Raw genomic sequence first — 25,094 nt, forward strand, 5'->3', positions numbered from 1 at the left:
TACCTGGTTGATAGGTCGAAGGTGTAAGTGCAGTAATGTATTTAGCTTATCGATACTAATAGGTCGAGGACTTGACCAAAAATCATTAACTAAATGATATACAGTTTTCAGAGTATTAACTCTAAAAGATAAAGATTATGTGGTTATTATAGCAAAGAGGATACACCTGTTCCCATACCGAACACAGAAGTTAAGCTCTTTAGCGCTGATGGTACTTGGAGGGCGACCTCCTGGGAGAGTAAGACGTAGCCACGTAATCTTTTTTTTGCGTTCAAAAATATATTTATATGAAAATTTACAAATTATGCATGTAGTTGTATACTATAAAGAGTGAACAGAAATATTACATACGATTTGGAGGTTGTCTATGAATATAGGGGTGATAGGAGTTAATCATAATGTAGCTCCCATAGAGATAAGAGAAAAAGTTTCTTTTACAGATATACAAAAAATAGAAGCTATAAATTATTTATTAGACAAAGAAATAGAAGAAATTATAATACTATCTACATGTAATAGAAGTGAAATATATATTCAATCAAAAAATATTGAAAACAAAATAAAAATTGTAGAAGAGTTTTATGAATCATTTTTCAATTTACCTGGAGTTAAACAGTATTTATTCACTAAAAAAGATAGAGATGCTATAGAGCATATATACAAAGTTTCTGCAGGTTTAGATTCTATAGTGTTAGGTGAAGATCAAATATTAGGTCAAGTCAGAGATGCACATGAATTTTCTATGCAATTAGGAGCTAGTAAGAAAAAATTCAACAAGCTATTCAGGGAAGCTATCACAGTTTCTAAAGATATAAAAACCAAAACTAAAATATCACAACAGCCATTATCAATAAGTTACATAGGGGTTAGATTCTTAGAAGAAAAACTAGGCAATTTAGAGGGGAAAAATGCACTAGTTATAGGAATTGGTAAGATGAGTAAGTTGACAATGAAACATTTAGAAGAAGGAAAAGTTAATACCATATATGTTTCAAATCGTAGTCATGGGAAAATAAAAGAGATAGAAAATGATTATAAAAATATTGTACCTATACAATATAACGATAGATATAAAGTGTTAAATGATGTTGATATGGTAATAAGCGCAACGGCATCTCCACATATTATAATAAAGGCAGATGAAATGCCAAAGATTGAAAGAAAAATATATATGATGGATATAGCTCTTCCTAGAGATATAGATCCAGATATAAATAAGTTAGAGAATGTAGAACTCTATGATATAGATGATTTAAAACAAATACATGATAAGAATGATCAAAAGAGAAAAGAGTTAGCTAATATTGGCTTAGGAATGATAAATGAAAGTATAGATGAATTTGTAGAGTGGCTAGACTCAACTAATATAGATCCTACGATAGAATCTTTGAATGAAAGATGCGATGAAATAAGAGAAGATACATTAGATTATATTTTTAGAAAGATCAATCTTGATAATAGGGAGAAAAAAATTATTGAAAAGATGATGACTTCTGCCCTAAAGAGACTTATAAGAGAACCGATAATAAATTTAAAGCAAACTAAGGATAAAGGCAAAAGAGAAGAATATATGAAAATGGTAGAAGAACTATTCGAAATATAAACTAAGGAGGACATGACTATGAAAAACGAAAAGTCATCAAAGATATATGAAGAAGCAATAGAATATATACCTGGAGGGGTTAATAGCCCAGTTAGAGCGTTTAAATCAGTAGGATTAGATCCAATATTTATAGATAGAGCACACGGAAGTAGAATATATGATGTTGACGGAAATGAATATATAGATTATATATGCTCTTGGGGACCACTTATGCTAGGTCATAGCCCAAAAGAAATAGTAGAGGGAATTGAAGAAGTTGTATCTAGAGGAACTAGCTATGGAGTTCCAACAGCTATAGAAGTTGAAATGGCTAAGATAATAGTAGAAGCATATCCAGCTATAGATCAAGTACGTATGGTAAATTCAGGGACTGAGGCAACTATGAGTGCATTAAGAGTAGCTAGAGGATTTACAAAAAGAAATAAAATATTAAAGTTTGAAGGTTGCTACCATGGTCATTCAGATGCTTTATTAGTTAAGTCTGGTTCAGGAACAATAACATATGGAGTACCAACTAGCCCTGGAGTTCCATCTGATGTAGTTAAAGATACATTAGTTTGTAGATACAATGATTTAGATGCAGTAAGAGAAATATTTAAAACTCAAGGACATGAAATAGCCGCTGTAATAGTTGAAACAGTAGCAGGAAACATGGGTGTAGTTCCAGGTAAGCAAGAGTTCTTACAATTATTAAGAGATATAACTAAAGAATATGGAAGTGTTTTAATATTTGATGAAGTTATAACAGGATTTAGATTAAATTATAGTAGCTCTGTTGGATATTTTGGAATAAAGCCAGATATGGTATGTTTCGGTAAAATAATAGGAGCAGGACTTCCTGTTGGTGCTTATGGTGGAACTAAAGAAATAATGAGTATGGTTTCTCCAGTTGGACCAGTATATCAAGCAGGTACATTATCAGGAAACCCACTAGCTATGTATATGGGTAAAAAGAACTTAGAAATATTAAGAGATAATCCTCAAATCTATAAAGAGTTAGAAGAAAAAGCTATAAGATTAGAAGAAGGATTAAAATCTAATATAGAAAAATTAGGTCTTAACTACACAGTTAATAGAGCTGGTTCATTAGTTTGTTTATTCTTTACACATGGACCAATAGAAAACTATGATGATGTTACAAGATGTGATGTTTCTAAGTTTAATAAGTATTTTGAAGAGTTATTAAAAAGAGGAATTCTTTTAGCTCCTACACAGTTTGAAGCAATGTTCTTATCAAATGCTCATACTAATGAGGACATAGATTATACTATAAATGCTAGTTATGAGGCATTAAAAATAGCTCATAATCTTTAAAACTAAATATAAATCTCGATAAAATTTACCATATGATATGAAGGATATATAAATGCCATGTAGAATAGTTTATTTATATGTAAAATATATATGAATTTTGGAGAGGTTTTTCACTAAACCTAGCCTTACTGGCTAGGTAAATTATTTTCGAAGAAACGAGATGATATATATGAATTCACTAGATTATGTATTAAATAATATAGATTCACTAGATAGAGAATCTATGGATGAAGCTAAAAAAAGATTAGATAGACTTATAAAGCCAGTTGGAAGTTTAGGTAAGATGGAAGAAATTTGTATGCAATTAGCTGGGATATATAGAAAAAAAGAGCTTGATACATCTAAAAAAGCTATTATAGCATTTGCTGGAGATCATGGTGTTTATGAAGAAGGTGTAGCTCCGGATCCTCAAAGTATAACTTATCTTCAATTCCCGAACTTTACAAAAGGATTAAATGGAGTAGGAGTTATAAGTAAATTTGTAGGAGCAGATGTAATAGCTATAGATGTTGGTATAAATTGTGACCATAAACTAGATGGTGTGATTGATAAAAAGATAAGAAAATCTACATCTAATATGGCTAAGGGACCTGCAATGAGTAGAGATGAAGCTATAAAATCCATAGAAATAGGGATAGAAGCAGCAAATGAGTGTATAGATAATGGTTATAAGCTTATAGGAATAGGTGAAATGGGTATATGTAACACTACACCAAGTAGTGCTATAATATCTGTAATAGATGGATGTGATCCAGCAGAAGTTACAGGAATGGGAGCTGGACTTAAAAAAGATAGAATAAAGCATAAAGCTGATACTATAAGAAAAGCTATAGAACTAAACAAGCCAAATAGAGAAGATGCTATAGATATATTATCGAAGGTTGGCGGATTTGAGATAGGTTCTATGGCAGGAGTTATATTAGCATGTAGTGCTAGAAATGTTCCTGTTGTATTAGATGGATTTATATCTTATGCAGCTGCTCTTTTAGCCTACACTCTAAATCCAATAACTAGGGAATATATGATAGCATCTCATACATCAGCAGAGCCAGGTACACAAAAAGCACTAGATATGCTAAATTTAAGTACTGTATTAAATATGGATATGAGATTAGGAGAAGGTAGTGGTGCAGCACTTGCATTTAATATAATTGAAGCATCAAATTATACATATACAAATATGGCGACATTTGATGAGATAGATATGGGAAGATAGAAAAAGCAATAAGGAGATAAGTATGAGCAAAGTTATACTAGTAACTGGTGGAGCAAGATCAGGAAAAAGTAGTTTTGCAGAACAATTATGTAAAGATAGAAATAACAATACTGCATATATTGCAACATCGATACCCTTTGATGATGAGATGAAAGATAGGGTAAAAAAACATAAGGAAAGTAGACCACAAAACTGGAAAACATATGAAATATATAAGGATATATATTCTATAATTGAGGATATATCTAAATCTCACAAAACAGTTATATTAGATTGTGTAACTTTATTAGTGAATAATTTAATGTTTACGCATGATATAGATATTGAAAATGCAACACAAGATGAGATAAATGAATTAGAAAAGTACATAAAAGATCAAGTTAATAAACTGATAGAAGAGATAAGAAAAACAGAACTTTATTTTGTTGCTGTTACTAATGAATTAGGAATGGCAGTAGTTCCTGCTAATAAACTTAGTAGAGTATATACGGATATAGTAGGTAGAATAAATCAACAAATAGCAGCCCAAAGTGACGAAGTCTATTTTGTAGTTAGTTCAATACCTATGAAAATTAAGGGATAATTATGAAAAGATTTATATCAATACTTCAGTTTATGACTAGAATTCCAATAAATATAGATGTAGGATTTGATGATGAATTTCATAAAACTATAACATATTTTCCACTGGTAGGGTTTGTATTAGGTATTTTATTATTTATAATTGGTACTGTATCAAACATATTATTTGATCCATTTATAACATCAATATTGGTAACCTTAGGTTCTGTTATATTGACAGGGGGATTACATATTGATGGATTGGGAGATACATTTGATGCTATATATAGTTATAGGGATAAGGAAAAAATGCTAGAAATAATGAAAGATTCAAGACTTGGGACAAATTCATTATTGGCTATAGTATTTTTAATTTTGCTTAAGATAGGTTTTATATATAGCTTAATAAACAATAATTTAATGTGGACTATAATATTTATGCCTGTTATAGGTAGACTTGGAGTAATAAGATTAACTTATAAAACTGTTACACCAAGAGAGAAAGGAATGGGAAACTTATTTATAGGTAAGGCAACTACATCAATGTTTTTAACTGCAATACTATATACGATGGCATTGATTATATTAGTAGCCAAATTTGTATTTAATTCTTCGATGACGTTGCCTATATTAGCATCTATAATAGTTATTATTTTATTTAATCAATTATTTAAAAATCATATATACAAAAAAATTGATGGAGTTACAGGAGATATATTAGGGTGTAGTATAGAACTTGGAGAAGTTATATATTTACTTTACATATATCTTATAATAGGGTAACCTTAAAAGAGGTGATACTATAATGACTAAATTAGTTTTAGTAAGACATGCATTGACTACAGATAATCAAAGTAAAAGATTATCAGGACATATAGACAGTGTAGTTAGTGAAGTTGGAATTAAGCAAATAGAGAAATTAACCAAATACTTAGATGGTATACATATAGATAAGATATACACAACAACATCTTCAAGAACAAAAGATACTGTAAAAGATGTTGCAAAGAAAAAAGGGATAGAAATAATAGAAAAAGAAACATTGAAAGAAATTAGTTTTGGGGATTTTGAGGGGATTACTTTTGATGACATAAAAAAGAATTATCCAGAAGAATTTAACTCGATGATAGAAAAAGGATATGAGTACAGATATCCAAATGGTGAAAGTCTTATTGATTCATTTACAAGAGTATCAAATGAGGTTAAAGAAATTATAAGTATGGATAAAGGCAAAACAATACTTATATGTTCTCATGGAGGAACTATAAGGAACATAATAAGTTATTTAGTATCAGGAAGCTACAAATACCATTGGAATTTTAAAATAGATAATGCATCAGTAAGTATTTTAGAAGTAGAAGATGGATTTGCAGTCATAGATAGTATGAATAACACAAGTTTTATAAATAATTAAAATCAAATAGTATATTAACTTAGGTTCTACAAGATTAATAGGGAAAAAGGTTAAAAGCCTTTGCAGCCCCCGCTACTGTAATATTGACGAAACTACAATTTGCCACTGTCCTTTGGATGGGAAGGAGTAGGAGTAGGATGAAATTGAGCCAGGATACCTGCCTAATTTAATTAAATGTAAAATCTCCGGGGTGAGGGATTTTTATTCAGATAAAATATAACTATCGCTTATAAAGTATGTACCTATAATAAAACATCAGAGTATATGCATATTAGCAGATAAATTATACTTTGTTAAAACTTAAATTATAATAAATAAATCTATTATGAAATCTACATATTAATCATAAATACATAAAGTGTATTTTAGATTAATACAATAAGATTTAGTATTATATAGTTTAAGTATATAGTAAAGATTAAATAGTTATATTTTGTTACATGCTATATAGCTTGATATGTTACAAAACATATGAAACAGGTATATAATATATTAGCATTAGAATAAAAGCCTTAACTCTTAAGAGTTAGGGCTTTTTTGATTATAAGGAAATCAAATTAAGTAATATAAGGAGAATCTTATGGGAAAAAAGATAATGTTACAAGGTACAGCATCAAATGTTGGAAAAAGTATATTAACAGCTGGTTTATGTAGGATTTTCAAACAAGATGGATATAGTGTAGCACCATTTAAATCTCAAAATATGGCGTTAAATTCTTTTATAACAAAAGAAGGTTTAGAAATGGGAAGAGCACAAGTATTTCAGGCGGAAGCTTGTGGAATAGAGCCAATTGCAGATATGAATCCAGTACTTCTAAAACCATCAGGTAATCATAGATGCCAAGTTATAGTAAGGGGTAAAGTTAGAGATGATATATCATCATCAGAATACCATGATTATAAACCAATACTTGCTAAAGAACTTAAAACTATATTTAATCAGTTTAGTGAGAACTATGATGTTGTTGTTATGGAGGGGGCAGGTAGTACAGCAGAAATAAACTTAAGAGAACATGACATTGCTAACATGGGTATGGCAGAAATCGCAGATGCTCCTGTAATAATAGTGGGGGATATCGATAGAGGTGGAGTTTTCGCATCACTAGCAGGTACGATGCTTTTACTAAGTGAAGAGGAAAGAAAAAGAGTCAAAGGTGTAATAATAAATAAATTTAGAGGAAGAAAAGAACTTTTATATGATGGCATAAAAATGCTTGAAGAAATAATAAAGGTTCCTGTCCTTGGAGTAGTGCCATATAGTGATATAAAAATAGAAGATGAAGACAGTGTAACAACTAGATTTAAAACTAAAATGAAAAAGAGTGATATACATATTGAGATAATTAGAACACCTCATATGTCTAATTTCACAGATTTTAATATATTTGAGACTCAAGAAGATGTGAGTATTAGGTATGTTGATTATGTAGAGACTCTTTCAAATCCAGATATGATAATACTTCCTGGAAGTAAAAGTACTATAGATGACCTTAAGTATATAAGGGAAAGTGGTCTAGAGGAACAAATAAAAGATTTACAGAAAAAAGGAAAGTTAGTATTTGGGATATGTGGTGGATATCAAATGTTAGGCAAGAAATTAAAAGACCCTTACCATGTAGAAGGCGAAATTGAAGAAATAGATGGTATAGGACTTTTAGATATAGAAACTACATTTGAAAAAGAAAAAACAACTACACAAGTGAATGCCACTATATGTAAAAATTTAAATGGATATTTAGCAAATTTATCAGGAATGAAAGTAAAAGGTTATGAAATTCATATGGGAATAAGTGATATAGGTAAAGAAGTATATAACCTAAATGAAATAAACAATAAATTAGGAGAAGACGTAAGCTACCTAGAAGGAAGTGTAAATAAAGAAGGTAATGTAGTAGGAACTTATTTACATGGAATATTTGATGAAATAGATTTTACTAGAGCTCTATTAAATAATATCAGAGAAGAAAAAGGCCTTGAAAGAATAGACACTAAAGTAACTTCTTTCGAAGCCTTTAAGCAAAATGAATATGATAAACTAGCTGATTTACTAAGAGAACATTTAGATATAGAGAAGATATATAAAATAATGGAAGAACATGAAGAAGAAATATAAACAATACAAAAATAAAATGATGGTTAGGTGAAATATATGAAAAAAATCTTAATCGCAGGAACTAATAGTGGAGTAGGAAAAACAACAATATCTTTAGGTATAATGCAAGCACTTACAAAAAGAAGTATGAAAGTTCAACCATATAAAGTTGGACCTGATTATATAGATCCATCATACCATACATTTATAACAAGTAGAGATTCAAGAAATCTAGATTCATATATGTTAGATGATGAAAAAATTAAGTATGTATTTAATTCTGCATCTAAAGATGCAGATATATCAGTGATTGAAGGTGTTATGGGTCTTTATGATGGAATAGGAATAGACTTAGATAATTGTACAAGTTCTCATACATCAAAGATACTAAAAGCACCGGTTATACTAGTTATAAATGGAAAAGCTATGGCAGCATCTAGTGCAGCTATGGTACTTGGATACAAGGAACTTGATAAAGATGTAAATATAAAAGGTGTAATAGTAAACAATGTAAGGACTAAGACTCACTACGAAATAATTAAAAAAGCAATTGAAACCTATTGCAAAATAGAAGTCTTAGGTTATTTTCCACCTAATGATGAATTCTCATTGGAGTCAAGACACTTAGGTTTAGTTCCTAGTGTAGAAATAGATTCATTAAAAAATAAATTTAGCAATTTAGCAGATGAAATAGAAAAATATATAAATATAGATAGAATAATAGAAATTGCCGAAACAGAAGAAGTTAGTAGCAGTTTTAATTTAGAAGATTTTATAAAGGAAAATAAGATTGAAGATAAAACAATAGCTATAGCTTATGATAAAGCATTTAATTTTTACTACAAAGAAAATATAGAATTATTAAAAGCATTAGGATTAAATATAAAATATTTTAGTCCATTAGAAGATAAAAAAGTACCACAATCAGATTACATATATATAGGTGGAGGATTTCCAGAAATATTTGCAAAAGAAATAGAATTAAATAAAAGTATGAGAAATTCTATAAAAGAAGCTCATATAAATAAAGTTCCTATATATGCTGAATGTGGTGGGCTTATGTATCTAGGGGAAAAACTAATAGACCAAAATAATAGTGAATACGATATGGTAGGAATATTTAGTGGAGTTAGCAAGATGACAAAATCATTAAAGAGATTTGGATATTGTTATGGAGAGTCTAAAATAGATACAATTTTATCTAAAAAAGGTGAGGTTATAAAAGGACATGAATTCCACCATTCTATATTTGAAACTAATGAGGAATGTGCTTATATAATGAGAAAAGAAAGAGACAAGAAAGTAGTGGATGAATGGGAAGGTGGATATAGCAAAGATAAAACTTTAGCAACATATTTACATACTCATTTTTACAATAACTTAGATTGTATAAAAAATTTCTTAAATAGTGGATGTAAAGACTATTTAGAAAGAGGAAACAATTAATATGAATATATTATCTATTTATATAGGATACATAATAGATTTAATAGTAGGAGATCCATATTCATTTCCTCACCCGGTTAGATATATTGGTAAATTAATAAAGAAAACTGAAAGTATAATAAGAAAAAAAGCTAAGAGTGATAAAGATTTAAAAATAGGCGGATTTTTCTTATGGTTTATAGTAGTAGGTATAACATATTTAGTTACTTATTTAATATTAAAACTAAGTAGCCTTATACCAGGAGGTTTTTTAGTAGCAAATTCAATACTGATATATACGACATTAGCTACAAAATGTTTAAAAGATGAAGCAGTCAAAATATACAATGTATTAAAAACAGGAGATATAGAAAAGGCAAGAATACAAGTATCTTATATAGTAGGAAGAGATACTACTCAATTAAATGAAGGTGAAATAATCAGAGCAACTGTAGAAACTGTAGCTGAAAATACTGTAGATGGAATAATTGCACCTATGTTTTTTGCATTTATAGGTGGAGCTCCACTTGCTATGGCATATAAAGCAGTCAATACTTTGGACTCAACAGTAGGATACAAAAATGAAAAGTATAAAGACTTAGGATTTGCATCAGCTAAGATTGATGATATAGCTAACTTTGTACCAGCTAGGATATCTGTATTACTTATGTCTATAGGGAGCTTATTAGTAGGGCATAACTGTAAAGAAGCTTTAAAAATTGGTATAAGAGATAGAAAAAATCACAAAAGTCCAAATTGTGCTTATGCTGAAGGTGCAGTTGCAGGGGCCTTAGGAGTACAGTTAGGTGGTACGAATATTTATTTTGGAAAAGCTGTCTATAAGCCTACAATAGGAGATAAACATAGAGAAATAGAAGTAGAAGATATCGTTAGAACAAATAAAATAATGTATGCCTCATCTATAACTTCAATGATTGTATTTACAATAATATTTATATTACTATAGGGGGATTTATGAAAGACTTAGGACATGGAGCGAATGTAGAACAAATAGGAAAAAATTATAATATAGACCCAAAAGAGATAATAGATTTTAGTTCTAATGTAAATCCAAATATTATAAAAGATTTAGATAAGTATATACTAGAAGGCTTAGAAGAAAGTAGGAGCTATCCAGATATAAATTACACAAACTTAAGAAAAAACATAGGTAATTATCTAAATATTAAAAGTGAATATATAATACCTGGAAATGGTGCTACAGAGATAATCTATTTATTAATGAAGGTTATAGGAAAAAGGTTAGCAATATTAAATCCTACATTTTCAGAATACAGAAGAAGTGCAAAATTAAATGGATTAGAAGTTATAGATTTAAATTTAAATGAAGAAAATCAATTTTTAATAGATATAAATGAAGTTAAAAATAATTTAGATAACTTTGATAGTTTATTTATATGTAATCCAAATAATCCAAATGGTAAGGCGCAAGAATTAAATGAGTTACTAAACCTATTGAAACAAAATAATAAACTTTTGATAGTTGATGAAACTTTTATGGAGTTTGCAGAAAAAGAAGAGAATTATAGCTTAGTAAATAAAATAAAAGACTATGATAATCTATTTATAATCAAAGCGGTAACTAAATTCTTTGGAATGCCTGGGTTAAGGCTGGGGTATGGGATTACGAGTAATAAAGATATAATAAATAAAATTTATCATTATAAAGAACCTTGGACTATAAATGCATTTGCAGATACTTTATCTAAATATATATTCAAGGATAAAGAGTACATAGAAAATAGTAAAAGTTATTATATCCAAGAACGAGAGTATATGTTAAAAGAATTAAGAAGTATAGAAAATATATCAGTTTATGATACTGATACAAATTTTTTATTAATTAAACTGAACAATAGAAGGGCAAATGAAATAAAAGTCGAATTATTAAGAAGAAGTAAAATTCTTATCAGAGATGCATCGAATTTTATCGGATTAGATGATAGATATATAAGAGTTGCAATTAAATCTCATGATGATAATAAAATTCTTATAGAGAATATGAAAAACTTATTAGGTGATTAGCATGAAATATTATGGATTTTGTCCAGCATCATGTGGAGAGTTTGTTCAGGGTATGGTAGATGGAGAAGAGTATCTTAGCTCATATGCCATAGATATGTATTCAGTAGCAATGATTGAAGAAAAGCTAGGTAAAGTCAATGTAGGTCCTAGTAAATCTAGAAAGGCTATAGAAGCTGTTTTTAAGAAATTTAACTTGCCTATCAAAGATAGTAAAAATATTTCTTTAACTATAAAAAGTGATATACCGGTAGGTAAAGGTATGGCTAGTTCAACAGCAGATATAGGAGCTACTATAGTAGCTACTCTAGATTTGATAGGAAGAAATTTAACTAGTGAAGAAATATCAAAACTTGCATCTACTATAGAACCAACAGATTCTACATACATAGAAAACAACTGCATATTTAACCCACTTAGTGGTGAAATAGTAAAAAATCTAGGAAGTATAAAAGATTGCAGAGTAATAATACTAGAGCCTAACAAGACGTTAGATACTATAAAAATAAGAAGTAACCCTAACTATAGAAATATAAAACTAAAAAATCAAGATATTATAAAAGAATCATTTTACCTTTTAGAAGACGGTATAAAAAATAATGATTTAAGTAATATCGGAAAAGCATGTACTTTAAGTAGCTTAGCCAATGAAAATATAGACCCAAAAGAAGGATTAAAAGAGATAATAAATATTTCGCAAAATTATGGTGCCTATGGTGTAAACATTGCTCATAGTGGAACTGTAATAGGTATTATCGTAGACAATTATATGAATGATAATAAATTGATAGATATTTTAAAAACCAATAAAATACATAAAACATACAATAAAATTTATACTCTAGATATTATAGACGGAGGAATTAGGAGGGAACCACCATGGAATATATCAAAAATCCTATGATGATAGAAGAAAAAAGTTTCATAATGATACAAGAAATTATAGATGAAATAAGACCAGGATATGAGTACAAAAATGAAGTAGAAGAAAAAATAATAAAGCGTTGTATACATACAACAGCAGACTTTGAATATTTAGATATATTAAAAATATCAGATACAGCAGTAGAAAATATAGTAGATGCTTTAAAAAATAATGCAACTATATATACGGATACTAACATGGCTTTAAGTGGAATAAATAAAAGAAGATTAGATGCATTAGGTTGTAAATATAGATGCTTAGTAGCAGAAGAAGAAACTGCAAAACTAGCTAAGGAAAAAGGAATAACTCGTTCGATGGCAGCTGTTGAGATAGCAGCAAAGGATTCAGGAAGAAAAATATTTGTTCTTGGAAATGCACCAACAGCTTTATATAAAGTAATGGAAATGAGAGACTCAAAAGTACTAGATGTAGATGCTGTAATAGGTGTTCCAGTTGGATTTGTTGGAGCAGCAGAGTCAAAAGATGAATTAGAAAAAACAGATATACCACACATAATATCAAAAGGTAGAAAAGGCGGAAGTAACTTAGCAGCAGCTATAGTTAATGCTATTTTATACACTATGTAGGTAATATTATGGAAGAGTATGTATATATAGAAGGTAAAAAGTATAGAAGAGGATACACAACAGGTTCTTGTGCTACAGGAGCATCAAAAGCTGCAACATACATGCTATTAACTAAAAAGAGTATAGATACTGTAAATATAGATACTCCAAAAGGCATACCATTGACATTGAATGTGTTTAATATAGACATTAATGACGATTATGTAGAATGTTCTATAGAAAAAGATGGTGGAGATGATATTGATGCTACACATACCATGCATATTCACGCTAGAGCTGAAATTATCAATAGAGAAGATGATGAAGATATAGTAGTATGTGGAGGAGTAGGTATTGGAGTAGTAACTAAAAAAGGATTGAGTGTTGAGGTTGGAAAGCCAGCAATTAATCCAACTCCTATGAAAATGATACATAGTGAGTTAAGAAAAGTAGTTGGTGAAGATATAAGTAAAGTTATAGGTAAAAATAAATCTTTAAAGATTACTATATTTGCACCAAAAGGAGAAGAGGTAGCAAAAAAGACATTTAATCCAAGGCTTGGAATAGTTGGAGGTATATCTATTATAGGAACTACAGGAATAGTAGAGCCTATGAGTGATGAAGGATGGAAAAAATCTTTATCTATAGAGCTAAAAATGAAAAGAGAACAGGGGTTAGATAAGATAATTCTAGTACCAGGAAATCATGGAGAACAGTTCATAAGAGAAAAGTTAGGATTAGATATGAAATACGTAATAAGAACTAGTAACTTTATAGGATATATGCTAAAAGAAGCTCAAAGAATGGGTTATAAGAAAATACTTATGGCAGGTCATATAGGAAAATTTATAAAAATATCAGCTGGTATATTTAACACACATAGTAAAGTAGCTGATGCGAGAAGTGAAATATTAGTATCTAATCTAGCATTAATGAAAGCTCCATATGAATTTTTAGAAAAGATAAGTGAGTGTCTTACTGCTGAAGAAGCAGTTGAGCTCATAAATAATAGTGAGTACAAAAGCTTTTACAATTTGGTAAGTAACAAGTGTAAGCATAAAATTAAACAATATCTATGTGATGATGATATGGACGTAGAAGTTATTATGTTTTCTATGGACAAGACATTACTAGGTAAATCAAATAATACAGATAATCTAGTGGAGGTATTTAGATGATAAATGTCATAGGGTTAGGACCAGGGAATACTGATTATATAACTAGATTAGGTGAGAAATTAATTAAAAACTCTGATGTTGTAATTGGAGGAAGAAGGAATTTAGAATCGATAAAAGATTTTGAAGGAGAAAAGATAGAGTTAGCATCAAATTTAAAAGAGATAGTGGATTATATAAATAATAATGAAGATAAACAAATATCTGTTATAGCATCAGGTGATCCATTGATGTATGGAATAGGAAGATATCTTTCTAAAAATATAGACACTAATAAATTAAATATAATATCAGGAATTAGTTCACTTCAATATATATTTTCAAAGATATATGTTGATATGAACGACCTATATATAACTAGTAGCCATGGGAAAATACCAGACTTTGATTATGTACTTTCTCATAAGAAGGTATGTATGGTTACCGATAAATTAATTGGTCCTAAAGAAATATGTAAAGAAATAGTAAAAAGAAATCTAGATAAAACAGTTGTAGTAGGAGAAAATTTATCCTATGAAAATGAAAGAATTACAATAGGAAAACCAGAAGAAATTTTAAAAGTAGAAAACTTTGATATGTGTGTAGTTGTAATACTAGAAGGTGGAGATTTCATATGAAAAACAGTGAGTTTATAACAGGAAAGGTTCCTATAACAAAAGAAGAAGTTAGAGCTGCATCTATAATGAAACTAGACTTAGTAAATGCTAAAAGATTTATAGATGTAGGAGCAGGAACAGGCAGTGTAAGTATAGAAGCTGCATACCATTATCCAAATCTAGAAGTTATTTCTATAGAAAGAAACGATGATGCTATAGATTTAATAAATAAAAATGTAGAGAAGTTTGAGTTAGATAATGTAGAAGTAATTAAAGCATATGCACCAGTAGAGATAGAAGGAAAAGCTGATGCTATATTCTTAGGAGGGACAGGTAATAAACTAGAAGAAATAATAACTTGGTCTAAGGATATGCTAGTAGAAGGTGGAAGACTGGTAGCGAATTTTATAATAGTAGATACATTTAATGAAACTTTAAGATTATTAAGAGAGTATGGATTTGAAAATATAGATGTTTCAGTTTTAAATGTAGCTAAGCTAGAAAAACTAGGAAGAGGAGAATATTTTAAACCTCTAAATCCAATTTATATAATATCTTGTGAGAAGGGGAGAAACTAATATGTTAAATAAAATACATTTCGTAGGAGCAGGACCAGGAGATAAGGAATTAATAACTTTAAAAGGATACAAACTTTTAAGTAATGCAGATGTAGTAATATATGCAGGTTCATTAGTTAATCCAGAACTTTTAGAGTACTGTAAAAAAGGTTGTGAGATACACAATAGTGCTCATATGGATTTACATCAAATTATAGAAGTGATGGAAAAAGGAGTTAGAGAAGGAAAATCTGTAGTAAGACTACAAACAGGAGATTTCTCTATATATGGTTCAATAAGAGAACAAGTTGAAGAGTTATTTAAATTAAATATAGATTACGATTGTACACCAGGAGTGAGTTCATTCTTAGGAGCAGCATCAGCTTTAGGAGTTGAATATACAGTTCCAGAAATATCTCAAAGTGTAGTGATAACAAGAATGGAAGGAAGAACTCCAGTACCTGAAAAAGAATCAATAGAGTCTTTTGCTAAGCATCAAACTTCTATGGCTATATTTTTATCAGTACAAGATATAGAAAAAGTAGTAGAAAGACTTCATAAAGGTGGATATCCAATGGATACTCCAATAGCCGTTGTTTATAAAGCTACTTGGTCAGATGAAAAGATAGTAAAAGGAACATTACAAGATATAGCTCAAAAAGTAAAAGAAAATGATATAAGAAAGACTGCTTTAATATTAGTAGGTCAATTCTTAGGTAAAGAATATAACAATTCGAAGTTATATGATAAGGACTTCAAACATGAGTATAGACAATAAAATAGCCATAGTTTGTATAACTGAAAATGGAAAGAATCTAGCATTTGAAATACAATCCAAACTTAATAATGGAGATGTATATCTAATAAGAAATAAGAAGAATAATTTTAAGATAGATGAAGAAAAAAATAATGTATTTTTAGTAGAGGATAAGCTTAGCAATTTAGTTCCTAGTTTGTTTGAAGAATATCAATATATTGTATTTATAATGGCTACAGGTATAGTAGTGAGAGTTATAGCACCATACATAAATAGTAAATTTAGTGATCCTGCTATATTAGTAAGCGATGAAAAAGGACAAAACATTATAAGCTTACTAAGTGGTCATATGGGTGGAGCTAATGAAATGACCAGCCATATAAGTGAACTAATAGGAGCTAATCCAGTTATAACTACAGCAACAGATGTAAATAAAAAATCCTCCTTGGATATGATTGCTAAAAAATTAGATGCTTATATAGAGGATTTTAGAGAAAACGTCAAAGATGTAAATGCTATGTTAGTTAATAATCAAGAAGTTGGATTATATATTGATGGGAATTATGAAATAGACACTAGAGGATTTAAGATATTAACTAATTTTGAAGATGTAGATAGTACAGAAAAAATAGTTATTATAAGTAGTAAAAACAACTTTATAGATTACTATATAGAAAATAAAAAAGAGAATGAATTAGATGAACAAATGCTAAGAAAAAAATGTAGTGAAGGTAACATTATAAAGGTAGTGCCAAAGGAAATAGTAATAGGTATTGGGTGTAGAAGAAATACAGAAAGCAGTTTGTTACAAGAGTCTTTAAACAATTTGTTACATCAATACAATATTGATATTAACTCAATCAAAGAGATTGGAAGTATAGATGTAAAAAGTGATGAAAAAGCCATAATAGATTTAGCATCAAGTTTATCTGTACCATTTAAAACTTTTTCAGTTGATGAAATATCTAAGGTAGACCATCTATTTGAAAAATCTGAATTTGTAAAAAAGAATGTAGGGGTGTACTGTGTTTCTGAACCAGTAGCATATCTGCTAAGTGAAGGAAATTTAATAATAGAAAAACATAAATATAAAGGAATAACAATTTCTGTAGGGAGAGTGTCAAAATGATATACGTTATAGGTATAGGACCTGGAAGTAAAGAATTAATGACTATGCAATGCATAAATGCAATAAAGGATTCTGAAGTTATAGTAGGATATAAAACTTATATAAATTTAATAACAGACCTTATTGAAGGAAAAGAAGTAGTACAAAATGGAATGAGACAAGAAATAGATAGATGTAGGGAAGCTGTAGAAATAGCTAAGACTGGTAAAAAGGTTGCAGTTATAAGTAGTGGGGATGCAGGAATATATGGAATGGCAGGATTAATATTAGAACTTGTATCTAAAGAAGAACAAAATATAGAAGTTAAGGTTATACCTGGAGTAACTGCAAGTATAGGTGCAGCAGCAATACTTGGAGCTCCTATAATGCACGATTTCTGTCACATAAGCTTAAGTGATTTATTAACTCCATGGGAAGTTATAGAAAAAAGACTAAGATTAGCAGCTGAGGCAGATTTTGCAATATGTCTATATAACCCAAGAAGCAAAGGTAGAAGTGAACATTTAGCTAGAGCCTTTGAAATAATGGGAGAATTTAAAGATGGAAAAACTCCAGTCGGAATAGTTAAGGATGTAGGAAGAGAGAAGGAAGAAAAGTTTATATGTACATTTGATACTATGGATTTTGAAAGAGTTGATATGACTACTATGGTTATAATAGGGAACAAATCAACATTTATACATGAAGATTTAATGATAACTCCAAGAGGTTACAATATATGATATTAGTTTTAGGTGGAACATCAGACAGTATAGAAATATGTGACAGACTTAATAAATATGAGAACCTAGAATATACACTTTCCGTAACAACTAATTACGGAGAGGATCTTGCAAGAAAGAAAGCAAAAAATGTTATAAATGGAAGGCTGTCAAAAGAAGATATGATAGATTTCATACAAAGAAATAACATAACTAAAATTATAGATGCCACACACCCATATGCTATAGAAGTATCTAAAAATGCTATTGAGTGTGTTGAGGAAACAAAGATAGACTATATAAGATATGAGAGAAAATCTTTAATAGATGATATTACTTATGAAAATAAATACATAGTAAGCAGTATAAAAGATGCTTGTGAAGTAGCAAGAAAAAAAGGAAATAACATATTTATAGGAACAGGTAGTAAGCATTTACCAGAAATAGTTGAGCTTATACCAGATAGAAATTTAATAGTTAGAGTACTTCCTACAAGTGAAGTGATATTAAGTTGTGAAAAATTAGGGTTAAATGCAGATAATATAATAGCTATGAGAGGTCCTTTTAGCCAAAGTATAAATGAAGAATTTTATAAACATTATGATATAGATATTGTGATAACTAAAGAAAGTGGTGTAGCAGGTGGTTTCTTAGAGAAAGTAGATGCTTGTGAATCACTTAATATACCTGTAGTAATTGTATCTAGAGAAAAAATAGATTATCCGTATGTTGTAAATAGCATAGACGAAGTAGAAGACTATATAAAATAAATTCAAGGTGGGATTAGTATGAAGAAAGCAGTTTTAGTAGTGAGTTTTGGGACTTCTTACAAAGAAACGAGAGAAAAGACAATAGAAGCTTGTGAAAATAAAATAAAAAATGGATTAGAAGGATATGACTTCTTTAGAGCATTTACTTCTAACATGATAATAAGGAAATTAAAAAATAGAGATGGAATAGAAATTGAAAATCCAATTCAAGCTTTAGATAGATTATATGAAGAAGGATATGAAGACGTTATAGTTCAAACACTTCATATAATATGTGGTGAAGAATTTACTAAATTAAAAGAACAAGTAGATAGCTATCAAGATAAATTTAAGAAAATTGTTTTAGGTAGACCATTACTTACATATATAGAAGATTACAAGGAAACAGTAGAAGCAATAAAGCATCAAATACCTCAAATGAAAAAAGATGAAGCTGTTGTATTTATGGGACATGGAACATTCCACGAGTCACATGCATCATACCCAGCATTAGAATACATGATGAGAGATGCAGGAATAAATGCTTACGTTGGAACTGTTGAAGGATATCCAGAAATAGATAATGTTATAAAAAGATTAAAAGAAGATAATATAAAAACAGTTAATTTAATGCCTTTTATGTTAGTAGCAGGAGACCATGCTATAAATGATATGGCAGGAGATGAAGAAGATTCATGGAAAAATGTACTAGAAAACTTTGGATTTGAAGTAAAAGTTCATTTACAAGGGTTAGGGGAAAATCCATATATACAAGATAAATTTATGAATCATGCAAATGATTGTGTAGAAAAAATAAATGAATTAGGACAAATTTGTTAATTAACTAGGAGGAGATTGAAGATGGCAAAATTTTATGGAATAGGTACAGGACCTGGAGATAGCTCATTATTAACAATAAAAGCAGTCGAAACTTTAGAAAAGTTAGATATATTATATACACCAGAAGCTAAAAAAGGCGGGGAAAGTTTAGCTTTATCAATAGTAAGTAAGTATCTACCAAAAGAATTAGAAATAAAATCAAGACACTTCCCAATGAACTTCAATGATGGAGAAAAGATAGTGGCTTGGAATAAAATAGCTGATGAGATAGTTGAGGATGTTAAAGAAGGTAAAAATGTTGGATTTGTAACATTAGGGGATCCAATGATATATAGTACGTATGTATATATAATGGAAAGACTTATAGGAAATATAGATGTTGAAACTATACCAGGGATATCTTCATTCTCTAATATAGCATCAAACCAAAATTTCCCATTAGTAATGGATAGAGAGCCATTAATAATAATACCATGCACGATAGAAGAAGAAAAAATAGATTATGCATTAGAAAATTATAGCTCTATAGTATTAATGAAAGTATATAAAAACTTTAAAGAAATAGTAGCTAAGCTAGAAAAGAATGGTCTTATAGAACATGCTATATTAGTAAGTAATTCATCTCAAGATAGAGAAGTGGTATACTATAACTTAAGAGAAGTTAATCTTGAAGAAAAGATATCTTACTTCTCAACTATATTAGTTAATAAAGAAGTTAAAAAGGAAGCTCAAGTAGGATAACATTGTAACATCTAAAGGAGATTTTAGTTATGAAGATAATTGTTGGAACGAGAGGAAGTAAATTAGCAGTTACTCAAACTAATTGGGTAATAGATAAGCTAAAAGAAAAGAACCCTAGTGTTGAATTCGAAGTTAAAATAATAAAAACTAAAGGTGATATAATACAAAACGTTAGTCTAGATAAAATAGGTGATAAAGGCCTATTCGTTAAAGAAATAGAGCAACAACTAATAGATGGGGAAATAGATATGGCTGTTCATAGTATGAAAGATATGCCATCATCTTTACCTAATGGATTAAAGTTTGCAGGGATACCTAAAAGGGAAGATCCAAGAGATGTACTTATATTAAAAGAAGGTTACTCTAGTATAGAAGACTTACCTCAAGGAGCAACTATAGGAACTGGAAGTAAAAGAAGAAAATATCAATTATTAAAACATAGACCTGATTTAAATATAGTTCCAATAAGAGGGAATGTAGATACTAGGATAAGAAAAATAACTGATGAGAATTTAGACGGTGTTGTTTTAGCTGCATCTGGAATATTAAGGGTTGGATTAGAAGAAAAAATCAGCTGCTATTTACCAACAGACGTAGTAGTGCCAGCACCTGCACAAGGGGCATTAGCAATAGAGATAAGAGAAGATAATTATCAAGTAGAAGTAGTGATAAACTCGTTACGAGACGAATTAACCGAACTTCAAGTTAGTGCAGAAAGAGGCTTTTTAGATGGTGTTGATGGAAGCTGTCATATTCCTATGGGAGCTTATTGTGAAGTAAATGAGGATAGTATAAAGCTTACTGGATTATTTGGTGATGAAGAAGGTAAAAAATTAATCATCAAATCAATAGAAGGAGATAAAAATTCCCCAAGAGAGTTAGGTAAAGAATTAGCTAAATTAGTTTTAAAGGAGTATGAAAAATATGAAGGGTAAAGTTTATCTTGTAGGTGCAGGACCTGGAGATTATAAATTACTAACATTAAAAGGTCTAGAATGTGTACAAAAAGCAGACGTTATAGTATATGATAGATTAGCAAATGAGAACTATTTAAAAGAAGCTAAGCCTAACTGCGAATTTATATATGTAGGAAAAGCATCAAGCAATCATACTCTTCCACAAGAGGATATAAATAGAGTTATAGCAGATAAAGCAAAAGAAGGGAAAATAGTAACTAGACTCAAGGGTGGAGACCCATATGTATTTGGTAGAGGTGGAGAAGAAGGAGAACTTCTAAGAGAAGAAGGAATAGAGTTTGAAGTTGTTCCAGGAATAACTTCTGCTATAGGTGGATTATGCTATGCAGGTATACCTATAACTCATAGAGATTATGCATCTTCTTTCCATGTAATAACAGGTCATTTAAGAGAAGATGATAAAGAAAATCCAGAAATAAACTGGAATGCTTTAGCAAATACCAATGGAACACTAGTATTTTTAATGGGAGTTGCGAACTTACAAAAAATAAGTTCTAACTTAATAAAAGAAGGAAAGTCTAAAGATACTCCTGTTGCTCTTATAAGTTGGGCAACTAGATATAATCAAAGAGTAGTAATATCTACCTTAGAAAATGTATATGAAACAGCAATAAAGGAAGGTGTGAAACCACCGACGCTTATAGTTGTTGGAGAGGTAGTAGGACTTAGAGATAAGTTAAACTTCTTTGAAAATAAGCCACTATTCAGTAAACGTGTAATAGTGACTAGGTCAAGAACACAAAGTAGTTCACTAGTAGAAAAAATAAGTGACTTAGGTGGTAATCCTATAGAGATACCAACTATAAAAATAGATAAAATAGAAAATAATATAGAACTAGAAAATGAAATAAATAACATTAAAGATTATACATACTTAGTTTTAACAAGTAAAAATGGAGTAGACATATTCTTTGATAAATTAGATGAAATGGGGCTTGATAGTAGAGCTCTAGCAAATTTAAAAGTATGTGCTATAGGAAGTGCTACAGCTAAAGAGATAAAAAATAGAGGAATAAAAGCAGATATAGTTCCAGAAAAGTTTGTAGCAGAGTACTTATTTGAAGAATTAAAACCAATGTTAAAATCAACAGATAAAGTATTAATGCCTAGAGCGAAAAATGCTAGAGATTATCTAGTTGATAAAATAGGTGAAATTTGTGAAGTCAAAGAAATACATACATATGAAACAGTAGTAGATTCTACAAGAAAAGATGAAGTTTTAGAACTATTAGATCAAGATAATGCTGATTATATAACTTTTGCTAGCTCATCTACAGTAAAGAATTTTGTAGAAATAATAGGTGAAGAGAATATAGATAAATTAAATAATATAAAAGTTATATCTATAGGACCTATAACAACACAGACGATTAAAGAATTAGGTTTAAACCTGTATAAAGAAGCAGAAGTTTCAACTATAGATGGAATGATTAGCACTATTATAGAAGATAAATAAGTATTATAATTGATGTGTAGTTATTTATATATTTATGGAGGCGACAAAATGTTAAGAAGACCTAGAAGACTAAGAGTAAATAAAGCTACAAGAAATTTAGTTAGAGAGACTAAGTTAAATGTTGAAGATTTTATATATCCTCTATTTGTAGTAGAAGGTGAAAATATAAAAAGAGAAATATCATCTTTACCAGATGTATATCATTTTTCACTAGATATGCTAGAAGAGGAGATAAAGGAATTAAAAGAATTAGGAATAGAACATGTAATATTATTTGGTATACCTCATGACCATGAAAAAGATCCTCATGGAAAAGAAGCATATAATGACAATGGTATAATTCAAAGGGCTATTAGAAAAATAAAAGAAATAGACAGTAATATGAATGTAGTTACTGATGTATGTATGTGTGAATACACTAGCCATGGTCACTGCGGAATATTAACAGAAACTGGATACGTAGATAATGATATAACATTAGAATACTTATCTAAAATAGCAGTAAGTCATGCAAAAGCAGGTGCTGATATAATCTCGCCATCTGATATGATGGATGGTAGAATAAAAGCCTTAAGAGAGGCTTTAGATAAAGAAGGATTTGTACATATACCAATAATGTCTTATAGTGTTAAGTATGCATCTACATTCTATGGACCATTTAGAGAAGCTGCTAACTCTGCACCATCATTTGGTGATAGAAAAACATACCAAATGGATCCAGCAAATAGTAATGAAGCATTAATAGAAGCTGAACTTGATGTGCTAGAAGGTGCAGATATATTAATGGTTAAGCCTGCATTATCTTATTTAGATGTAATAAGAAGAGTCAAAGATAATTACAACCTACCACTTGCGGCATATAATGTTAGTGGAGAGTATGCAATGCTTAAATCAGCTGTTAAAAATGGAATATTAAGTGAAGGAGCTATTTATGAATCTGTTATGTCTATAAAAAGAGCCGGTGCAGATATAATAATAACTTACTTTGCAAAAGATTTAGCTAAGATGATTAAAGAAAATAGATAAATATATACACAAAAAGGAGTAACTTTTGTTGCTCCTTTTTAATATACATAGTCAATAAATTATCTAGATTATTATACATAATAAAATAAGAGTAAAATAAGGAGAAACCAGTATGCTTTATCCAATAAATATAGATATAAGTGATATAAAGATAACTGTTATAGGAGGTGGAGAAGTTGCATATAGAAAGTGCAAAAACTTTTTAGCCTTTGGCAAAACAGTGAAAGTTATATCTAAAGATTACATAAATAAATTTGGAGAATTAAAAGATAAACTAGAAATTGTTAATGATGAATATAAAGAAGAATACTTAAAAGATAGTTTTATAGTAGTTGCAGCTACAAATAATAAAGAAGTTAATAGAAAAATAGGTATATATTGTAGAGAAAATGGTAAACTAGTTAATGTAGTAGATGATATAGAATTATCTAATTTTACTGTTCCTTCATATGTAAAAAGAGGAGATTTGCTTATAAGTATATCGACAGGAGGTAAAAGTCCCTCACTATCTTCTAAAATAAAAAAAGAATTAGAAGAAAAATATGATGATAGTTATGAAGAATATATAGATATATTAGGCGAATTAAGAAAAGAAATAATAAAAAAATATGAAGACGTTTCATTAAGAAGAAAAAAACTTAAAGCATTGATAAATCTAGATTTAGCAGAACTTAGAGAACTAAAAATAGAATATCAAAAATAAAAATAATAAAAAACTTTTAAAAAAGTGTTGACGATACAAAATTATGGTGATATAGTATTACTTGTCCTTAAGAAAAGGGCAAAACGAAAATGAACTTTGAAAATTAAACAGTAGGTTAATTTATATAACTGATTCTTAAAAGAATCGAATACAACCAAGCCAGATATTCAGATAATGATAGTCTGAGCAGGTAACAACTTTTATTTGAGAGTTTGATCCTGGCTCAGGATGAACGCTGGCGGCGTGCCTAACACATGCAAGTCGAGCGATTTACTTCGGTAAAGAGCGGCGGACGGGTGAGTAACGCGTGGGTAACCTGCCCTGTACACACGGATAACATACCGAAAGGTATGCTAATACGAGATAACATGAGGAAGTCGCATGGCTTTCTTATCAAAGTTCTGGCGGTACAGGATGGACCCGCGTCTGATTAGCTAGTTGGTAAGGTAACGGCTTACCAAGGCGACGATCAGTAGCCGACCTGAGAGGGTGATCGGCCACATTGGAACTGAGACACGGTCCAAACTC

25 protein-coding genes, 3 rRNA genes and 1 riboswitch are annotated in these 25,094 nt (G+C 29.6%); all 28 genes read left to right on the forward strand.

Annotated elements, in window-relative coordinates:
- A 23S ribosomal RNA gene (locus tag I1959_RS14455) occupies positions 1-79 on the forward strand; the annotation flags it as partial.
- Positions 80-138: 59 nt separating this feature from the next.
- Positions 139-255, forward strand: a 5S ribosomal RNA gene (gene rrf / locus I1959_RS14460).
- A gap of 112 nt (positions 256-367) precedes the next feature.
- Positions 368-1,603, forward strand: coding sequence for a glutamyl-tRNA reductase (hemA, locus tag I1959_RS14465; protein ID WP_166506064.1), 1,236 nt, complete (start codon positions 368-370; stop codon positions 1,601-1,603).
- 18 nt (positions 1,604-1,621) lie between these two features.
- Entirely contained in the window at positions 1,622-2,917 is a 1,296-nt protein-coding gene (gene hemL, locus I1959_RS14470) for a glutamate-1-semialdehyde 2,1-aminomutase (protein ID WP_166506063.1), read from the forward strand.
- 169 nt (positions 2,918-3,086) lie between these two features.
- Positions 3,087-4,133, forward strand: coding sequence for a nicotinate-nucleotide--dimethylbenzimidazole phosphoribosyltransferase (gene cobT / locus I1959_RS14475; protein ID WP_092922135.1), 1,047 nt, complete (start codon positions 3,087-3,089; stop codon positions 4,131-4,133).
- A gap of 22 nt (positions 4,134-4,155) precedes the next feature.
- Positions 4,156-4,716 carry a bifunctional adenosylcobinamide kinase/adenosylcobinamide-phosphate guanylyltransferase gene (gene cobU / locus I1959_RS14480; protein WP_092922138.1) on the forward strand — a complete coding sequence of 187 codons (561 nt, stop codon included), beginning with the start codon at positions 4,156-4,158 and terminating at the stop codon, positions 4,714-4,716.
- Between the two features lie 2 nt (positions 4,717-4,718).
- A complete protein-coding gene (gene cobS, locus I1959_RS14485) occupies positions 4,719-5,477 on the forward strand; it encodes an adenosylcobinamide-GDP ribazoletransferase (RefSeq protein ID WP_166506062.1) in 759 nt (252 codons plus the stop codon).
- Positions 5,478-5,499: 22 nt separating this feature from the next.
- Positions 5,500-6,108: a histidine phosphatase family protein gene (locus I1959_RS14490; RefSeq protein WP_092922144.1), complete on the forward strand. Its 609-nt coding sequence runs from the start codon at positions 5,500-5,502 to the stop codon at positions 6,106-6,108.
- Positions 6,109-6,112: 4 nt separating this feature from the next.
- Positions 6,113-6,287, forward strand: a riboswitch (cobalamin riboswitch).
- Positions 6,288-6,688: 401 nt separating this feature from the next.
- Entirely contained in the window at positions 6,689-8,221 is a 1,533-nt protein-coding gene (locus I1959_RS14495; protein WP_092922147.1) for a cobyric acid synthase, read from the forward strand.
- Between the two features lie 36 nt (positions 8,222-8,257).
- On the forward strand, positions 8,258-9,646 hold the full coding sequence (locus tag I1959_RS14500; RefSeq protein ID WP_166506061.1) for a cobyrinate a,c-diamide synthase: 1,389 nt from the start codon (positions 8,258-8,260) through the stop codon (positions 9,644-9,646).
- 1 nt (position 9,647) lies between these two features.
- Complete coding sequence (cbiB, locus tag I1959_RS14505; RefSeq protein ID WP_195238804.1) at positions 9,648-10,592, forward strand: adenosylcobinamide-phosphate synthase CbiB; 945 nt, start codon at positions 9,648-9,650, stop codon at positions 10,590-10,592.
- Between the two features lie 8 nt (positions 10,593-10,600).
- A complete protein-coding gene (locus I1959_RS14510) occupies positions 10,601-11,671 on the forward strand; it encodes a pyridoxal phosphate-dependent aminotransferase (RefSeq protein WP_195238805.1) in 1,071 nt (356 codons plus the stop codon).
- A 1-nt stretch (position 11,672) separates the two neighbouring features.
- Complete coding sequence (locus tag I1959_RS14515; protein WP_092922204.1) at positions 11,673-12,572, forward strand: GHMP family kinase ATP-binding protein; 900 nt, start codon at positions 11,673-11,675, stop codon at positions 12,570-12,572.
- A complete protein-coding gene (locus tag I1959_RS14520) occupies positions 12,548-13,180 on the forward strand; it encodes a cobalt-precorrin-8 methylmutase (protein ID WP_092922207.1) in 633 nt (210 codons plus the stop codon). The genes I1959_RS14515 and I1959_RS14520 overlap by 25 nt, the downstream gene beginning before the upstream one ends.
- An 8-nt stretch (positions 13,181-13,188) precedes the next feature.
- Positions 13,189-14,337, forward strand: a complete 1,149-nt coding sequence (gene cbiD / locus I1959_RS14525) for a cobalt-precorrin-5B (C(1))-methyltransferase CbiD (protein ID WP_092922210.1) — start codon at positions 13,189-13,191, stop codon at positions 14,335-14,337.
- Positions 14,334-14,951, forward strand: a complete 618-nt coding sequence (locus I1959_RS14530; protein WP_092922213.1) for a cobalt-precorrin-7 (C(5))-methyltransferase — start codon at positions 14,334-14,336, stop codon at positions 14,949-14,951. The genes cbiD and I1959_RS14530 overlap by 4 nt, the downstream gene beginning before the upstream one ends.
- On the forward strand, positions 14,948-15,508 hold the full coding sequence (locus tag I1959_RS14535) for a decarboxylating cobalt-precorrin-6B (C(15))-methyltransferase (RefSeq protein ID WP_195238806.1): 561 nt from the start codon (positions 14,948-14,950) through the stop codon (positions 15,506-15,508). Before I1959_RS14530 ends, I1959_RS14535 begins: the two co-directional genes overlap by 4 nt.
- A gap of 1 nt (position 15,509) precedes the next feature.
- Complete coding sequence (locus I1959_RS14540; RefSeq protein WP_092922219.1) at positions 15,510-16,265, forward strand: cobalt-precorrin-4 methyltransferase; 756 nt, start codon at positions 15,510-15,512, stop codon at positions 16,263-16,265.
- A complete protein-coding gene (gene cbiG, locus I1959_RS14545; RefSeq protein WP_243240056.1) occupies positions 16,231-17,373 on the forward strand; it encodes a cobalt-precorrin 5A hydrolase in 1,143 nt (380 codons plus the stop codon). Before I1959_RS14540 ends, cbiG begins: the two co-directional genes overlap by 35 nt.
- Positions 17,370-18,095 carry a precorrin-3B C(17)-methyltransferase gene (gene cobJ, locus I1959_RS14550; RefSeq protein WP_166506051.1) on the forward strand — a complete coding sequence of 242 codons (726 nt, stop codon included), beginning with the start codon at positions 17,370-17,372 and terminating at the stop codon, positions 18,093-18,095. The genes cbiG and cobJ overlap by 4 nt, the downstream gene beginning before the upstream one ends.
- Positions 18,092-18,844, forward strand: coding sequence for a precorrin-6A reductase (gene cobK / locus I1959_RS14555; protein WP_092922228.1), 753 nt, complete (start codon positions 18,092-18,094; stop codon positions 18,842-18,844). Before cobJ ends, cobK begins: the two co-directional genes overlap by 4 nt.
- Before the next feature lie 18 nt (positions 18,845-18,862).
- Positions 18,863-19,663 (forward strand): sirohydrochlorin cobaltochelatase, encoded by an 801-nt coding sequence (locus tag I1959_RS14560; RefSeq protein ID WP_092922231.1) that lies wholly within the window; start codon positions 18,863-18,865, stop codon positions 19,661-19,663.
- A 21-nt stretch (positions 19,664-19,684) separates the two neighbouring features.
- Positions 19,685-20,404 carry a cobalt-factor II C(20)-methyltransferase gene (locus I1959_RS14565; RefSeq protein ID WP_092922234.1) on the forward strand — a complete coding sequence of 240 codons (720 nt, stop codon included), beginning with the start codon at positions 19,685-19,687 and terminating at the stop codon, positions 20,402-20,404.
- A gap of 29 nt (positions 20,405-20,433) precedes the next feature.
- Positions 20,434-21,339 (forward strand): hydroxymethylbilane synthase, encoded by a 906-nt coding sequence (hemC, locus tag I1959_RS14570; RefSeq protein WP_195238807.1) that lies wholly within the window; start codon positions 20,434-20,436, stop codon positions 21,337-21,339.
- Entirely contained in the window at positions 21,329-22,837 is a 1,509-nt protein-coding gene (gene cobA, locus I1959_RS14575; protein WP_166506048.1) for a uroporphyrinogen-III C-methyltransferase, read from the forward strand. The genes hemC and cobA overlap by 11 nt, the downstream gene beginning before the upstream one ends.
- A gap of 48 nt (positions 22,838-22,885) precedes the next feature.
- Complete coding sequence (hemB, locus tag I1959_RS14580) at positions 22,886-23,863, forward strand: porphobilinogen synthase (protein ID WP_092922243.1); 978 nt, start codon at positions 22,886-22,888, stop codon at positions 23,861-23,863.
- Positions 23,864-23,975: 112 nt separating this feature from the next.
- Entirely contained in the window at positions 23,976-24,566 is a 591-nt protein-coding gene (locus I1959_RS14585; RefSeq protein WP_195238808.1) for a precorrin-2 dehydrogenase/sirohydrochlorin ferrochelatase family protein, read from the forward strand.
- A gap of 200 nt (positions 24,567-24,766) precedes the next feature.
- Positions 24,767-25,094, forward strand: a 16S ribosomal RNA gene (locus I1959_RS14590); the annotation flags it as partial.

This window comes from Romboutsia sp. 1001285H_161024_C4, from assembly GCF_015550185.1.
In the GTDB taxonomy this organism is placed as follows: domain Bacteria; phylum Bacillota; class Clostridia; order Peptostreptococcales; family Peptostreptococcaceae; genus Romboutsia_C; species Romboutsia_C hominis.

Bases quoted from the DNA above. Each gene is read 5' to 3' on its own strand.
- hemA (WP_166506064.1), top strand. From the start codon at position 368: ATGAATATAGGGGTGATAGGAGTTAATCATAATGTAGCTCCCATAGAG.
- hemL (WP_166506063.1), top strand. From the start codon at position 1,622: ATGAAAAACGAAAAGTCATCAAAGATATATGAAGAAGCAATAGAATAT.
- cobT (WP_092922135.1), top strand. From the start codon at position 3,087: ATGAATTCACTAGATTATGTATTAAATAATATAGATTCACTAGATAGA.
- cobU (WP_092922138.1), top strand. From the start codon at position 4,156: ATGAGCAAAGTTATACTAGTAACTGGTGGAGCAAGATCAGGAAAAAGT.
- cobS (WP_166506062.1), top strand. From the start codon at position 4,719: ATGAAAAGATTTATATCAATACTTCAGTTTATGACTAGAATTCCAATA.
- I1959_RS14490 (WP_092922144.1), top strand. From the start codon at position 5,500: ATGACTAAATTAGTTTTAGTAAGACATGCATTGACTACAGATAATCAA.
- I1959_RS14495 (WP_092922147.1), top strand. From the start codon at position 6,689: ATGGGAAAAAAGATAATGTTACAAGGTACAGCATCAAATGTTGGAAAA.
- I1959_RS14500 (WP_166506061.1), top strand. From the start codon at position 8,258: ATGAAAAAAATCTTAATCGCAGGAACTAATAGTGGAGTAGGAAAAACA.
- cbiB (WP_195238804.1), top strand. From the start codon at position 9,648: ATGAATATATTATCTATTTATATAGGATACATAATAGATTTAATAGTA.
- I1959_RS14510 (WP_195238805.1), top strand. From the start codon at position 10,601: ATGAAAGACTTAGGACATGGAGCGAATGTAGAACAAATAGGAAAAAAT.
- I1959_RS14515 (WP_092922204.1), top strand. From the start codon at position 11,673: ATGAAATATTATGGATTTTGTCCAGCATCATGTGGAGAGTTTGTTCAG.
- I1959_RS14520 (WP_092922207.1), top strand. From the start codon at position 12,548: ATGGAATATATCAAAAATCCTATGATGATAGAAGAAAAAAGTTTCATA.
- cbiD (WP_092922210.1), top strand. From the start codon at position 13,189: ATGGAAGAGTATGTATATATAGAAGGTAAAAAGTATAGAAGAGGATAC.
- I1959_RS14530 (WP_092922213.1), top strand. From the start codon at position 14,334: ATGATAAATGTCATAGGGTTAGGACCAGGGAATACTGATTATATAACT.
- I1959_RS14535 (WP_195238806.1), top strand. From the start codon at position 14,948: ATGAAAAACAGTGAGTTTATAACAGGAAAGGTTCCTATAACAAAAGAA.
- I1959_RS14540 (WP_092922219.1), top strand. From the start codon at position 15,510: ATGTTAAATAAAATACATTTCGTAGGAGCAGGACCAGGAGATAAGGAA.
- cbiG (WP_243240056.1), top strand. From the start codon at position 16,231: ATGATAAGGACTTCAAACATGAGTATAGACAATAAAATAGCCATAGTT.
- cobJ (WP_166506051.1), top strand. From the start codon at position 17,370: ATGATATACGTTATAGGTATAGGACCTGGAAGTAAAGAATTAATGACT.
- cobK (WP_092922228.1), top strand. From the start codon at position 18,092: ATGATATTAGTTTTAGGTGGAACATCAGACAGTATAGAAATATGTGAC.
- I1959_RS14560 (WP_092922231.1), top strand. From the start codon at position 18,863: ATGAAGAAAGCAGTTTTAGTAGTGAGTTTTGGGACTTCTTACAAAGAA.
- I1959_RS14565 (WP_092922234.1), top strand. From the start codon at position 19,685: ATGGCAAAATTTTATGGAATAGGTACAGGACCTGGAGATAGCTCATTA.
- hemC (WP_195238807.1), top strand. From the start codon at position 20,434: ATGAAGATAATTGTTGGAACGAGAGGAAGTAAATTAGCAGTTACTCAA.
- cobA (WP_166506048.1), top strand. From the start codon at position 21,329: ATGAAGGGTAAAGTTTATCTTGTAGGTGCAGGACCTGGAGATTATAAA.
- hemB (WP_092922243.1), top strand. From the start codon at position 22,886: ATGTTAAGAAGACCTAGAAGACTAAGAGTAAATAAAGCTACAAGAAAT.
- I1959_RS14585 (WP_195238808.1), top strand. From the start codon at position 23,976: ATGCTTTATCCAATAAATATAGATATAAGTGATATAAAGATAACTGTT.